Here is a 13,212-nt window from a genome sequence, read left to right as displayed (position 1 = left end):
CTACTACTTCAACATTTCCGCCAGCAAACCTTCTTTAAGCGCATAAGAAGAAACCCTGATGCGCTCCATGTTGTACTTCTCAAGCACCCAATCAATTAGAACCGTAGCTACTACAATCATATCCACGCGCATTTCCAGCATGCCCGGGATGGCGAGGCGTTCTGCGCGGTTCTTGGTAAGTAATTCTTTGTGCAGTACTTGAAAAGACTCCAAGGTCAGGTCACTCTCCGGAGAGGCATTTTCATCACGGGCGGGGAGGCCGCGTTTGGCTAAGTCCATGTCTATGAGCGTGTCAAACGTGCCTGAGGAACCAATCAAAACGTCTGGTTGCCATTGCAGCACGGCCGCGGTAAGCTTCTGTAATTGGTCGTGCAGGTAATGGCGTTCAGCTTTCACCTCGCCGGCAGACATAGGGTCATGGTGAAAGAACTTGTCCAGCAGGCGCTGGGCTCCAATCTCGAAGCTTTTCTTCCAGAGGATGCCTTTGTCTGAGCCGATGATGAACTCCACGCTTCCGCCGCCAATGTCCATGACCAGCACCGGGCTAGAGCCCATCTGCAAGGCTTCCTGCACGCCTTTGAAGATGAGTTCGGCCTCACGGGCACCAGAAATCACCTGCACCTCAATGCCCGTCTGCTCTCTAATGGCCTGCACCACCTCCATGCCGTTGCTGGCATTCCGTATGGCGCTGGTGGCGGTGGCTTTTATCTCGGTGACATTGTGCTCTTCAATAATCTTCTTGAAGTCTTTAAGCGTGGCCAAACCACGCTCTCTAGCGTCTGACGTGATTTCCCCTTTGCTGATGCCGCCCTGGCCCAACTTCACCGGTACTTTGGTTCTGTATAAAAATGTCCGCTCACCGCTGTCTGCAATCTCGGCAATGAGCAGGTGAAAGGTGTTGGTACCCAGGTCTATGAGAGCTAAACGACGCATCTATTTAATTAAGAATTAAAAATTAACAATTAAGAATTGGTGGTTGAGCAAGCTTGTCTCTGTTTTGCCACCAATTGGGTTTGTACGAAAGTAGAACCTCTAAGCTAGCGTATAGTTAGAAGTATTTCTGATGGCGTTACAATACCCGTTCTTGATTAACAAAGAAAGCCGTTTTTGGTCTATTTTCTGATAAACAGACCAAAAACGGCTTTCATAACTTTCATAAATAGTTTTTCTGAATCAGCTTCCCACTCTTGTCATCCAGAAACAGTTCCCCTCCACTGTCATCCTGAAAGAACCTTGTGGACAAACTGTAATGTCTGAGTCTATGAAACCAGCCATTGAATTTCTCCATCAAGAGAAGCAGGCATGATTACGTGTAGCTTCTGCTTATTTAGTTCGCCCACAAGGTCCTTTCAGGATGACAACGAGGGGAGAATAGTGCTGGTTGACAACTTTCTGTAGGGAATCAACAATAAGCAACCAACAATAAGCAATCAACAACCAGCAATAAATCCTACTTCACAGAACTGAACCTAAAGAACGTGCCCAGCGGCAGTTTGCGTTGGCCTTTATCCTGCAGATACAACTCACCTAGTTCTTCGTTCTTCACGGTCTTCCCAAAGGAGGCTCTAATCAGGTTGTCCAGAATCAAGGCAGAGAAGCCTAGCGAGTAGAGGTTAATCACGAAGAAGTTGTGCTCAGGGTCCAGCAGTTGGGAGCAGAGCTTGATGAGTTCGTTGAGCTGTTCTTCCAAGAGCCATTTCTCGCCGTCGGGGCCGCGGCCGTAGGCGGGAGGGTCCAAGATGATGCCTTGGTATTTATTGCCGCGCTTCACTTCGCGGCGGGCGTATTTCATGGCATCCTCTACTATCCACCGGATGTTGTCCAGATTGCTGGCTTCCATGTTCTCGCGGGCCCAGAAGTTGACCTGCTTCACAGAGTCCAGGTGGGTGACATCGGCGCCGCCTGCGTTGGCCGCCAGAGAAGCACCGCCGGTGTAAGCGAACATGTTCAAGACCTTCTGTTTGCCGGGAAGGGCGCGGGTGCGGTCAAAGATGAACTGCCAGTTGGGGTCCTGCTCCGGGAACAAGCCCACGTGCTTAAACGAAGAAAGCCCCAGCCGGAACCTCAGCTTTAGGTCATTGTAGCGGTAGTTGATGAACCACTGCTCGGCCATGCCTTTCTTCAAAGACCACTGGCCTTTTTCCTGATTGCCTTTCTCGCGCTTGAACGTGGCCTGGGCCAGACGCGTCCACTCGCTTTCGGGCAGGTGCTTGTCCCAGGCGGCCTGCGGTTCTGGGCGGGCCAAGATGTAGTCGCCAAATCGCTCCAGCTTCTCAAAGTTGCCGCAGTCAATCAGTTCGTAATCGGTCCAGGCGCTAGTGGTCAGGAAAGAATACATATCTTTGTCTTTGTGGTGTAGCCTGCAAAGGTAGGGGAAACAGTTATCATTGATTAGTTAAGAGTTAAAAGTTTAGAGTGAAGAGTTGTTTCAATCGTTTTTGGTCTGTTTTCCAGAAAGTAGCCTAAAAACGTATATAGGAATTACAACGGAGCAACATCTTCAAATCTGCACATCTCCAAATTTTCAAATCAATTAGCACATCAGCACATTAAAAAATTAGCACATTACTTCCATGCAACTCACTTTCTATAAATACCAGGGCACCGGCAATGACTTCGTGGTGATAGACAACTTGAACGGTTCCATCTCCTTGACACAGGAGCAGGTGGCCTTTTTGTGCGACCGCCGCAAAGGCGTGGGCGCCGACGGACTGATGCTCTTGCAGACCCAGGAAGGCTATGACTTTGAGATGGTCTACTACAACGCAGACGGCAAGCTGGGGTCCATGTGCGGCAACGGTGGTCGTTGTCTGGTGGCCTTCGCGCAGTTCATGGGCGTGATTGAGACAGAAGCTTATTTCATTGCCTCTGATGGTCCGCACCGCGCTACCGTAGAGCATGGCCTAGTGCACTTGCAGATGAAAGACGTAGATAGCATTGAGGAGTTAGAAGACGCTTGTTTCTTGAACACCGGTTCGCCGCACTGCGTGAAAACCGTTGAAAATCTACACGACCTGGACGTATTTGGGAAAGGCCGCGCCATCCGGTATTCAGACCGGTTCAAGGCCGAGGGGACCAACGTGAACTTTGTGGAGCAGAAGCCAGACAACACGCTGTTTGTGCGCACCTATGAGCGCGGCGTGGAGGATGAGACCTTCTCCTGCGGAACGGGCGTGACGGCCTGTGCCCTGGCGGCAAGTAGAGAAGGTTTTACCAGTCCGGTGCACATTAAGGTATTGGGCGGTGAGTTGCAGGTGAGCTTTGAGCAGGAGGGCGAGGGCTTCAAAAACGTCTTTTTGATTGGCCCGGCAGAACAGGTGTTCAAAGGCGAAATCTCACTCGCTTAACCCATTCCGTTTTTCGCCTAAAATCCAGAAAACAGCCCAAAAACAGAACTCTGCCAGATGCCGCTTCTCCAAAATGACCGTATTTTCTTGCGGGCTCCAGAACCATCAGACCTGGACTTTCTCTACCTGTTTGAGAATGATACGCGTCTGTGGCCGGTGAGCTTGTCGGTGGCTCCGTTTTCCAGGGACATGTTGCGGCAGTATCTAGACAATGCCTTGTCAGATATCTACGCTACCCGGCAGCTGCGCTTCATGGTCTGTTTAAAAGAGACAGAAACGGTAATTGGCACCATAGATTTATTTGACTTTGAGCCCTTGCACCAGCGCGCGGGCGTGGGTATTGCATTAGTGGCAGACCACAGAGGGAACGGGTTTGGCAAAGAAGCCTTAGACCTTCTGGTAGCGTATGGCCGAAGCGTTTTACAGCTGCATCAGTTGTATTGTTCAGTGACGGTTTCTAACCTGGGCAGCAGGAGAATGTTTGAGCAGGCGGGCTTCACGCAGATTGGTGTTAAAAGAGATTGGCTTAAAACAAGCAAGGGTTGGCAGGATGTGGCTGAGTATCAGATGGTACTAAAGTAAGTTTGTGTAAACCCTGATGCGGTAAATACTCTATTTTTAAAATTCTCCCTTAAATAATACACTGTAAAAGCCTGAAATATAGTTATTCTTAGATGTTGTTATATATCTAGAAGTCCAAGATGTAGCCTTTTTGTGGTTTGTGCGTAAGAGTACATAGTTTTTGGAGAAACGGCAACGTTTCTCTTTGTTTTGATATACCTAGCCGCACTACATAATATGTTAGATCTAGATTCTGATTACGTCCCAGGCGTAGGGAATAGCTATGTTTCTTCTGAGCCAGAAGTAAGCACCTCCAGCACCGCCTACTCACCAGTTGTGGTGCCCAACGCCCTTACCGTAACTCCTAAAAAAAGCGCTTCCTTTAACTTAGAGGCTTATTTACAAGGTGTTCCGGCCATAGTGTGTCTATCTCACTTGCGTTGGGATTTTGTGTACCAACGCCCTCAGCATTTGTTGTCAAGGTTTGCCAAACATACCCAGTTGTACTTCTTTGAGGAGCCCTATTTTGAAGACAACGCAGAGCCAAGACTAGAGACGCACCAACGCGAAGACGGCAAAGTAACCTTGGTCATAGCGCACCTTCCGCATGGCCTGACGCCAGACGAGTCTGATGCCAAGCAGATTGAACTGTTGAACGTGTTCTTCAAGGAAAATAATTTGGAGCAGGCTGTGTTCTGGTATTACACGCCTATGGCCCTGGAGATCACGCGTCATTTCAAGCCAAGCCTCACGGTGTTTGACTGCATGGATGAACTTTCTGCCTTTAAGTTTGCGCCGCCAAGACTGCTAGAACTGGAAACCGAGATGCTGGCCAAAGCCGATGTAGTCTTTACCGGCGGGCAGAGCTTGTATGAGGCCAAGAAAGACCGTGCCAAAGAAGTGTACGCCTTCCCAAGCAGTATTGACAAAGCGCACTTTGCCACGGCCCGTCAAAACCACGCAGAGCCGGCAGACCAAGCCAATATTCCGCATCCAAGAATGGGCTTTTTTGGGGTGGTAGATGAGCGCTTTGACATTGAGTTGCTCAGAGACCTATCTTCCAAGCGCCCAGAATGGCAGTTTGTGATCATCGGGCCAGTAGTGAAGATTGATCCGGCGCACTTGCCGCAGGCCGAAAATATCCATTACTTAGGGGGCAAGTCTTACCAGGAACTGCCGTCGTACCTGAGTGGCTGGGATGTGGCCATGCTGTTGTTCGCGCAGAACGAGTCCACTAAATACATCAGCCCTACCAAGACGCCTGAGTACCTGGCGGCCGGTAGACCGGTGGTGTCTACGCCCATCAGAGACGTGGTGCGTCCGTACGGTGACTTGAACTTGGTACACATTGCCCCTTGCGCAGAAACGTTTGAGGCCGCCATTGAGAAAGCCCTGACCCAGAAAGAGGACAAAGACTGGATGCGCCGCACAGATGATTACCTGGCCGGCATCTCCTGGGATAAAACCTGGCAGAACATGGTCAGCCTAATGCACAACGTGACCAAGGAAAAGCAGGCAAAGAAATTTAGAGCCGGCGTGTAGCCAAAAACAGGCTCTTTTTCAGAAACTAAGTTAAAAACGAGATTTACGAACCTTTATATGTTTGATTACCTGATTGTGGGTGCAGGCTTTGCCGGAAGTGTTTTGGCAGAAAGACTGGCATCTTATTCTAACAAGAAAGTATTGGTAATAGATAAGCGTCCGCATATTGCCGGCAACGCCTATGACCATTACAATGAAGAAGGCATTTTAGTACACAAGTACGGGCCACATATTTTTCATACCAACTCAAAGGAAGTGTTTGAGTACCTGGGCCAGTTTACAGAGTGGCGTTCTTATGAGCACCGCGTGCTAGCCAGCGTAGACGGCCAGCAAGTGCCCATGCCCATCAACCTGGACACCATCAACCAACTGTACGGCTTAAACCTGACCTCCTTTGAGCTAGACAAGTTCTTTGAGTCTGTCGCTGAGAAAGTAGACACCGTGCGCACTTCTGAGGACGTGGTGGTGAGCAAAGTGGGCCGTGAGCTATATGAGAAGTTCTTCAAAAACTACACGCGCAAGCAGTGGGGCATGGATCCTTCTGAGCTGGACAAGTCGGTGACCTCACGGGTACCCACGCGTACCAACCGGGATGACCGCTACTTCACAGACACCTACCAGGCCATGCCGTTGCACGGCTTCACCAAGATGTTTGAGAAGATGCTGGACCATCCCAACATTAAGATCATGCTCAACACAGACTACCATGAGATCATAGATTTCATTCCGTTCAAGGAGATGATCTTCACGGGGCCGGTAGATGAGTACTTTGACTTTAAGTTTGGCAAGTTGCCGTACCGCTCACTGGAGTTCAAGCATGAGACGCTCAACAAAGAAGTGTTTCAGCCAGTGGCAGTGGTCAATTATCCAAATGACCACTTGTACACGCGCATCACAGAGTTTAAGTACCTGACTGGCCAGCAACACCAGAAGACCAGCGTGGTGTATGAGTTCCCGCGCGCCGAGGGAGATCCGTACTACCCAGTACCGCGGCCAGAGAACGCCGAGCTGTACAACCAATACAAGAAACTAGCCGAGGCTACGCCCAATGTACACTTTGTGGGCCGTTTGGCTACCTACAAATATTACAACATGGACCAGGTAGTGGCCCAAGCCTTGACCCTGCACAAGAAACTGACAGGAGGCCCAAAGGATGAGTTGCCGGCAGTAGAAGGCGTCTCTGGCTTGCCCAAAGAAGTGCGTCAGGCCCTTAACGGAAGTTCCACCAAACTGAGCACGAATGGGTAACCTTGAGCTTTGGGGCGGCATTGAGTGCACAGTCAACCGTGTAGGGGACCGGTACTTTGATCAGCTGGCACAGAGCGGGCATGCACAGCGAATGTCAGACCTGGAGGTAGTGGCAGATCTGGGCATCAAGAAATTACGGTACCCTGTTCTTTGGGAGCATGTTGCCCCAGAGCATCCAGAAAACCAAAATTGGGAGTGGGCCACTGAGCGGTTAAACAAACTGCGGTCCCTATCCATAGATCCTATTGTGGGCCTGCTACATCATGGTAGCGGCCCACACTATACCAACTTGCTGGACCCAGGCTTCCCGGAGAAGTTTGCGGCCTATGCCAAATCCGTGGCCAAACAGTTTCCCTGGGTCACGCACTACACCCCCATCAATGAACCCCTGACCACGGCCAGGTTTAGCGCCTTGTACGGTTTGTGGTATCCGCATGCCCAAGATGATGCTTCTTTTGTCAAAGCGCTTTATAATCAAATCAAAGGCACACAGTTGGCCATGCAGGCCATCCGGGAAATAACCCCTGAGGCCAAACTGGTACAGACCGATGACCTGGGTTACATTCATGCCACGCCCGCGTTGCAGTATCAAGCCGACTTTGAGAACCACAGACGCTGGCTCTCCTGGGACATGCTGGCCGGAAGAGTGGACAAGAAACACCCCTTGTGGGACTACCTGATCAGTTCTAAACTGCCTGCCAAAGCCCTATTGGATTTTGTAGAGAATCCCTGTCCGGCAGACATCATTGGCGTGAATTATTACGTGACCAGTGAGCGCTATCTGGACGAGCATTTGGTCCACTACCCAGTACACACGCACGGGAGCAACGGTCAGCACCGCTACGCAGACGTAGAAGCCGTGCGGGTGGCGTCAGCCGTGCCGGTAGGTTTGCAAAAACTGTTGACAGACGCCTGTGAACGCTACCAGAAACCGGTGGTGGTCACCGAGGCGCATTTGGGTTGTTCCAGAGAGGAACAGATGCGGTGGTTGCATGACGTCTGGGATTCTGCCCTGTTTTTACAGAAAGAAGGCAAAAACGTATCTGCCGTCACCGCTTGGTCTCTGCTAGGCGCTTATGACTGGAACTCCTTGCTCACCCAATCCAACGGCCACTATGAGTGTGGTGTGTTTGACGTAAGGAGCGGCACGCCCCGGCCAACGGCGGCAGCGCATCTGTTGAAAAAACTGGCCGCCGGCGAAGACGCCCACCACATTGCTCGCCTACCAGGCTGGTGGAAGCGCCCTTCCAGAACCATCTACCCAGAGCCGCATGGTACAAAGGAATGCTACGCCCTAACCTGTGAAGAGAATGAGCACAAGCCCATCTTAATCACCGGTGCCACCGGCACCTTAGGGCGGGCCTTTGCCAGAATCTGCGAAGACCGTGGGTTACCGTATGTGCTGTTGACCCGGCAGGACATGGACATTGCAGATGCTACCTCGGTAGAGAAATCCTTTGCCAAATACAAGCCCTGGGCCGTAATGAATACCGCCGGCTATGTGCGCGTAGATGACGCCGAGGAAGATTCTCTAGCTTGTTACCGCGAGAATACCCAAGGGCCGGTGTGTCTGGCCAAGCACTGCCATGCCCACCATGTAGCCTTGGTGACGTTCTCTTCAGATTTAGTCTTTGACGGGGAGAAACAGGAGCCGTATCTGGAGACGGACAAGCCTAATCCTTTGAATGTCTATGGCAGGAGCAAGCTATTGGCAGAGAGCCAGGTTCTGGCGGCCATGCCAGAGGCTCTGGTGATAAGAACTAGCGCGTTTTTTGGGCCCTGGGATGAGCATAACTTTGTGTTTCATGCCTTGCGGGCCTTCGCGCATGAGGAGCCGTTTACCGCTCCAGAAGACGCTTTCATTACGCCTACCTACGTTCCAGACTTAGTACATGCCAGCTTGGACCTGCTGCTAGACAAGGCGCATGGCATCTGGCACGTGGCCAACCAAGGTACATACTCTTGGGCGCAATTGGCCGAGCTTTCTGCCAAGGTGGCGGTTTTAGATTCGGCTCCGTATCTGCAAACGGTCACTCAAAAAGATTTGAACCTGCCGGCGCCTAGACCTGCCTTTACCGCCTTGGCCTCTGGCAAAGGAATCCATTTACCCAGCGTAGAAGATGCTTTGGGTAGATTCCTGCGTCAAAGTGAGGTGCCTTTCAGGCCGCAAGAAGTAGCGGTAGAAGAGCCGGATGCTTCCTTTGAATTGGCAGCGCAGGCCTAAAAAGTAGACAAACCTTTCTAGCCGTTTTTGGCCTGATTTTCAGAAATCAGGCCAAAAACGGCTTTTTCGTGTACTGGAATTTCGCCCTGATTTTCAATTTTTTAAAATTCTCTGCCATCGCGTCAGGTCTGGGGCACTGTTCCGGGACTGGTATTGTTTTGGCTTAGTAGCAGATTGTCGGAAAATCCGCTTATTTTTGAAATTGAATCTAGTACATCTTTTAATATAGCTCTATATGTTTGATTTTTTTGGGAAGACAGTCGCCAAACTTTTCGGCACTAAGTCAGAACGGGACATCAAAGAAGTAATGCCGTATGTGGCTCTTATCAACCAAGAGTTCGCAAAACTGGCCTCCCTTTCTGACGACGAACTGCGCCAACGTACCCAGCAGGTACAGGCTACCATTGCCGAGCGTCTGAAACCCATTGATGATAAAATAGCGGCCTTACACCAACGCATAGCAGACGAGCCCGACCTGGACATCGCCCAGAAAGAGGCTGTCTTTGTGCAGATTGACGAGTTGGAGAAAGACCGCAACAAAGAACTAGAGGTAGTGCTCATGGAAGTACTGCCCCAAGGGTTCGCTATTGTAAAAGAAACCGCCCGTCGTTATAAAGAAGTTGGTCAGCTAAGCGTAACCGCCACAGACTTTGACCGCGAGATTGCCACCCGCAAACCAAACGTGCAGATTCAAGGGGATAAGGCCGTTTGGGCAAACCGTTGGAATGCCGCCGGTACAGAGGTGGTATGGGACATGGTGCATTATGACGTACAGCTGATTGGTGGTATTGTCTTACACCAGGGTAAAATTGCCGAGATGGCCACGGGTGAAGGTAAAACCTTGGTAGCAACCCTGCCATCGTTCCTGAACGCGCTAGCCAAGCGCGGGGTGCACGTGGTAACCGTGAATGATTACCTGGCCAAGCGTGACTCTGAGTGGATGGCGCCGTTGTTTGAGTTCCACGGCATCACCATTGACTGTATTGACAAGCACCAGCCTAACACAGACGCCCGTCGCAAAGCCTATCTAGCAGACATCACCTACGGTACCAACAACGAGTTTGGGTTTGACTACCTGCGCGACAACATGGCCCGTGAGGTAGATGAGCTGGTACAGCGCAAGCACCACTACGCCATGGTGGATGAGGTGGACTCCGTTTTGATTGACGATGCTCGTACGCCGCTCATTATTTCTGGACCTGTTCCACGTGGCGATGAGCACGAATTCTATATCTTAAAACCACGCGTGGCCTCTCTGGTAGAAGCCCAACGCAAATTGGTAAGTAACTTCTTAGTAGAGGCCAAGCGCCTCATCAAGGAAGGCAATGACAAAGAAGGCGGTCTGGCCTTGTTCAGAGCCTACAGAGGTTTGCCTAAAAACAAGCCCTTGATTAAGTTCTTGGGTGAGACCGGGGTGCGCCAGTTGTTATTGAAGACAGAGGCCTTCTACCTGCAAGACCACTCTCGTCAGATGCCAGAGGCAGATAAGCCTTTGTTCTTCACCATTGACGAAAAACACAACCAGATTGAACTAACGGAGAAAGGCATTGACCTTATCACAGGCCAAGGCGAAGACCCGCAACTGTTCATCCTCCCAGATATTGGAACCGAGATTGCCAATATTGAAAGCCACAAAGAACTGTCTGCTGACGATAAACTGCACCAGAAAGAGAAGCTGATCCAGGACTACCAGGAGAAGTCTCAGCGCGTGCACTCCATCAACCAGTTGCTGAAAGCCTACACCTTGTTTGAGAAGGATACCGAGTACATCGTAACAGATGACCACAAGGTGAAGATTGTGGATGAGCAGACGGGCCGCGTCATGGAAGGCCGTCGTTATTCAGACGGTTTGCACCAGGCCATTGAAGCCAAGGAGAACGTGCGCGTAGAGGACGCCACGCAGACCTACGCCACGGTAACACTTCAGAACTACTTCAGGATGTACCACAAGCTGGCCGGTATGACCGGTACGGCAGAGACAGAAGCCGGTGAGTTCTGGGAAATCTACAAGCTGGACGTGGTGGTGATTCCTACCAACCGCGTAGCCCAGCGCAAAGATGAGCATGACAAGGTCTACAAAACCATCAGAGAGAAATACAACGCGGTGGCTGAAGAGATTCAGGAACTGACCAAAGCCGGACGTCCGGTATTGGTGGGTACTACCTCTGTGGAGATTTCTGAGTTGGTAAGCCGTATGCTCAAGATTCGTGGTATTCCGCACCAAGTATTGAACGCCAAGCATCACCAGCGCGAGGCTGAGATTGTAGCCGAAGCTGGTAAGCCGGGCACTGTGACCATTGCTACCAACATGGCAGGCCGTGGTACGGACATTAAGCTGGCGCCAGAATCCAAAGCCGCCGGCGGATTGGCCATCATTGGTACTGAGCGCCATGAGTCGCGCCGCGTAGACCGCCAGTTGCGTGGTCGTGCCGGTCGTCAGGGTGACCCGGGGTCTTCGCAGTTCTTCGTGTCTTTGGATGATAGCTTGATGCGCTTATTCGGTTCTGACCGTATTGCCCGTTTAATGGACCGCATGGGTCTGGAGGAAGGCGAAGTGATTCAGCACTCCATGATTACCAACTCTATTGAGCGCGCGCAGAAGAAAGTGGAGGAAAATAACTTCGGGACGCGTAAGCGCCTCTTGGAGTATGATGACGTGATGAACGCCCAGCGTGAGGTGGTGTACAAGCGCCGCCGCAACGCCCTGTATGGCGAGCGTCTGGAACTGGACATCTGGACCATGATTGACGACACCGCGGTGGACATTGTGAACACCTACAAAGTGACGGGCAACCATGAGGACTTCTTGTTGCACATCATCAGAGTGTACGGTTTCAACACCAGCATCACCGCCCCAGAATTGGCGTCCCAGCCGGTAAATAACTTAATTGACCGCTTGTACAACGAGGCCCTGGACTTCTACCTGGCCAAGAACAAGCACATCATGGAGCAGTCGGCGCCAATCATGAAGGACATCTATGAGAACCGCGGCCCGATGATTGAAAACATCGCCGTTCCGTTCTCAGATGGTCGTAAGCAAATCACGGCGGTAGCCAACCTAGAGAAAGTGGTGAACAGCCACGGCAAGGAGCTCATCAAAACCGTTGAGAAAATCATTACGCTGGCGACTATTGATCAAGCCTGGACTCAACATCTGCGCCAGATGGACGACTTGAAGCAAAGTGTGCAGAACGCAGTGTACGAGCAGAAAGACCCACTCTTGATTTACAAGTTTGAGTCCTTTGAGTTGTTCAAGCGCATGATTGCCAAAGTGAACGAAGAGACCATCTCTTTCTTGTTTAAGGCCGACTTGCCACAGCAACAGGAGCAGGCACCACCAGTGCAGGAAGCCCGCGCTACGCAGGCGCCTAGACCGCCAAGGTTGCATGAGCAGAAAGAAGAAGTACATTCTACCTTAGAAGAACCACGTGTTCCATCTATGCCTAACATGCCAGAGGCGCCCGTGCAAAAGCAGGCTCCGGTGCGCGTAGAGAAGCACGCCGGCCGCAATGACCGCGTGAGCGTGCAGTACGCAGACGGCCGGGTGATGAAAGACGTGAAGTACAAGACCGTAGAAAACGACTTGCTCAACAACCGTTGCATCCTCATTGAAGACTAACCTGGATAACTTAATGGAGCAGAGCCTGGCACCGTATATTGACCATACGGTGCTCAGGCCTGACACCACCCAGCAAATGGTGGCCCAGTTGTGCCAGGAGGCCGCTGACCATCAGTTTGCCGCCGTGTGCGTACCGCCGTGCTTTGTGCGCCAGGCGGTAGACGCTTTGCAAGACACAGGCGTGCAGATTGCCACCGTGGTGGGCTTTCCGTTGGGCTATCAATTGGCTAAAGTCAAATTCTTTGAGGCGCACCAAGCCCTCACCGAAGGCGCCACCGAGATTGACGTGGTCATGAACATTGCCGCCTTCAAGTCTGGACTTTTGGATGAAGTCACCGCCGAACTGCATGAACTGAGCACTTTGTGCCATTTCAAGAACGCGGTCTTGAAGGTGATCATTGAAACTGCGCTCCTCAGCCCGGAAGAAATCATCCAGATCTGCGAACTTTGCGTGCAGGCCGAGGTGGACTACGTGAAAACGTCTACTGGTTTTGCCGCCAGAGGGGCCAGCGTAGAAGACATTCTCTTGATGCGCGCCCATTTACCAGAACATATTAAAATCAAAGCTTCCGGCGGAATCAAAACCAAGGAAGCGGCACTTGCGTTGGTGAAGGCAGGGGCAGACCGGATTGGAACATCCTCCGGCGTCTCTCTGCTATGACTTGGACACA

At 51.4% G+C, this 13,212-nt stretch carries 9 protein-coding genes; 7 read left to right on the top strand and 2 right to left on the bottom strand.

All coding sequences use genetic code 11. From position 1 onward, the window contains the following. Nucleotides 1-3 precede the first annotated feature (3 nt). Both ABD880_RS09960 and ABD880_RS09955 read right to left on the bottom strand, forming a co-directional pair. A complete protein-coding gene (locus ABD880_RS09960; RefSeq protein WP_345165291.1) occupies nt 4-933 on the bottom strand; it encodes a Ppx/GppA phosphatase family protein in 930 nt (309 codons plus the stop codon). 517 nt (nt 934-1,450) lie between these two features. Next, nucleotides 1,451-2,338, bottom strand: coding sequence for a class I SAM-dependent methyltransferase (locus tag ABD880_RS09955; RefSeq protein ID WP_345165288.1), 888 nt, complete (start codon nt 2,336-2,338; stop codon nt 1,451-1,453). 235 nt (nt 2,339-2,573) lie between these two features. Between ABD880_RS09955 and dapF the strand changes: the two genes are divergently transcribed. The 7 genes from dapF to deoC all read left to right on the top strand — a co-directional run bounded on the left by dapF (nt 2,574) and on the right by deoC (nt 13,202). After that, nucleotides 2,574-3,347, top strand: coding sequence for a diaminopimelate epimerase (dapF, locus tag ABD880_RS09950; protein WP_345165286.1), 774 nt, complete (start codon nt 2,574-2,576; stop codon nt 3,345-3,347). A gap of 57 nt (nt 3,348-3,404) precedes the next feature. After that, the gene (locus ABD880_RS09945) at nt 3,405-3,929 is read left to right on the top strand and encodes a GNAT family N-acetyltransferase (RefSeq protein WP_345165283.1); all 525 of its coding nucleotides are present in this window, start codon (nt 3,405-3,407) and stop codon (nt 3,927-3,929) included. Between the two features lie 216 nt (nt 3,930-4,145). Further along, a complete protein-coding gene (locus ABD880_RS09940; protein WP_345165280.1) occupies nt 4,146-5,450 on the top strand; it encodes a glycosyltransferase family 1 protein in 1,305 nt (434 codons plus the stop codon). 57 nt (nt 5,451-5,507) lie between these two features. After that, a complete protein-coding gene (glf, locus tag ABD880_RS09935; RefSeq protein ID WP_345165279.1) occupies nt 5,508-6,698 on the top strand; it encodes a UDP-galactopyranose mutase in 1,191 nt (396 codons plus the stop codon). Continuing rightward, entirely contained in the window at nt 6,691-8,922 is a 2,232-nt protein-coding gene (gene rfbD / locus ABD880_RS09930) for a dTDP-4-dehydrorhamnose reductase (protein WP_345165277.1), read from the top strand. Before glf ends, rfbD begins: the two co-directional genes overlap by 8 nt. 235 nt (nt 8,923-9,157) lie before the next feature. Continuing rightward, entirely contained in the window at nt 9,158-12,541 is a 3,384-nt protein-coding gene (gene secA, locus ABD880_RS09925; protein WP_345165274.1) for a preprotein translocase subunit SecA, read from the top strand. Then, nucleotides 12,531-13,202 (top strand): deoxyribose-phosphate aldolase, encoded by a 672-nt coding sequence (deoC, locus tag ABD880_RS09920; RefSeq protein WP_345165272.1) that lies wholly within the window; start codon nt 12,531-12,533, stop codon nt 13,200-13,202. The genes secA and deoC overlap by 11 nt, the downstream gene beginning before the upstream one ends. Nucleotides 13,203-13,212 lie beyond the last annotated feature (10 nt).

The sequence above is a fragment of the Nibribacter koreensis genome (genome assembly GCF_039541795.1).
Lineage (GTDB): Bacteria > Bacteroidota > Bacteroidia > Cytophagales > Hymenobacteraceae > Nibribacter > Nibribacter koreensis.
The sequence above is the reverse complement of the archived record's forward strand: the minus strand, read 5'-3'. Positions and strand labels throughout refer to the sequence as shown.